Origin of the sequence: Pseudonocardia sp. SID8383 (genome assembly GCF_009864975.1) — a bacterium.
In the GTDB taxonomy this organism is placed as follows: Bacteria; Actinomycetota; Actinomycetes; order Mycobacteriales; family Pseudonocardiaceae; genus Pseudonocardia; species Pseudonocardia alni.
The window spans coordinates 1-1182 of record NZ_WWFY01000771.1 but is presented as its reverse complement, the minus strand read 5'-3'; the positions used below and the strand labels follow the sequence as shown (position 1 = coordinate 1182).

The 1182-nt window shown below is 77.7% G+C and carries 2 protein-coding genes; both read right to left on the bottom strand.

Going from position 1 to position 1182, the window contains the following annotated elements:
• The coding region (locus GTW08_RS18635; protein ID WP_161152291.1) for a Nif3-like dinuclear metal center hexameric protein at nucleotides 1-859 on the bottom strand (859 nt) is incomplete at its 3' end.
• Nucleotides 856-1182 (bottom strand): aminotransferase class I/II-fold pyridoxal phosphate-dependent enzyme (locus GTW08_RS18630; RefSeq protein ID WP_161152290.1); only part of this gene is annotated, 327 nt, incomplete at its 5' end. The genes GTW08_RS18630 and GTW08_RS18635, both read right to left, overlap by 4 nt.

The window sequence follows — 1182 nt, the reverse complement described above, 5'->3', positions numbered from 1 at the left end:
CGACCCGGCGGATCGGGCGCTCCGGGTCCCCGGCACCGCGCACCCCCCATGCGGTGGCGGGCAGCGCCGCGGCGACCCGGCGGGTGAATGCCGCGAACGGCTCGGCGGCGGTGAGCTCGCCGACCCGGCCCAGCCCCAGCGACGACGGCAGCGGCGCCATCTCCAGCAGGTCGAAGGCCGGTTCCTCGTAGGGGTGCGCGGCCCGCAGCGCGGCGACGACGTCGCGGCGCCGCGACCGGGGCAGCACCATCTCCAGCCGGGTCTCCGCGACGCGCTCCAGGCGGCCGACCGACCCGATGACCGGGGCGGCGCCGTCGAGGGGAAGGAACTGGCCGGTCCCGGCGGTGGCGAACGAGCAGTGCGAGTAGTTGCCGATCGCGCCGGCACCGGCGTCGGACAGGGCGGTGTGCACGGCGGCGATCGACGGGCCGACCGGCACGAACGTGACGATCTTGTCCAGGGCCGGGCCGGGCTCCGGTTCCAGCGGGCCGGACACGGTCAGCCCGAGGGCGGCGGCGAGCGCGTCGGAGACGCCCGGGTCGGCGACGTCGGCGTTGGTGTGCGCGGTGAACAGCGCGACCCCGGCCCGGATCAGCCGGTGCAGCAGGGCGCCCTTGGGGGTGTCGGCGCCGACGCCGTGCACCCCGCGGAGCAGCAGTGGGTGGTGGGTGACCAGCAGCTGGGCGCCGGAGGAGATCGCCTCGTCGACGGTCTCCGGGGTGGGGTCGACGGCGAACAGCACCCGGGAGACGGTGTCGTCGGGGTCGCCGCAGACCAGGCCGACCGCGTCCCAGTCCATGGCCAGCCGGGGCGGGTAGGCGGCGTCGAGGGCGGCGACGACGTCGCGCACCGTGCTCACGCCGACACCGCCAGCCGGCGCAGTGCGGCGTCGAGGGACTCGACGAGGCGGCGGACCGTCTCCGGCGGGCGGACCGCGACGCGCAGGTGGTCGGGCCCGAGACCGGGGAAGGTGTCGCCGCGGCGCACCGCGATCCCGGCCTCGCGCAGCATGCGCCGCACCGCCTCGCCGGTGCCGTCGGGCAGGTGCAGCAGCAGGTACGGGGCGGGCCCCGCCGACACGCCGACGCCGTCGAGGCCCGACAGCGCCGCGGCCATGGAGACGCGGTGTGCGGCGAGCTCGCGGGCCGTCCGGTCCGCGGCGGAGACCGCATCGGGCTCGCA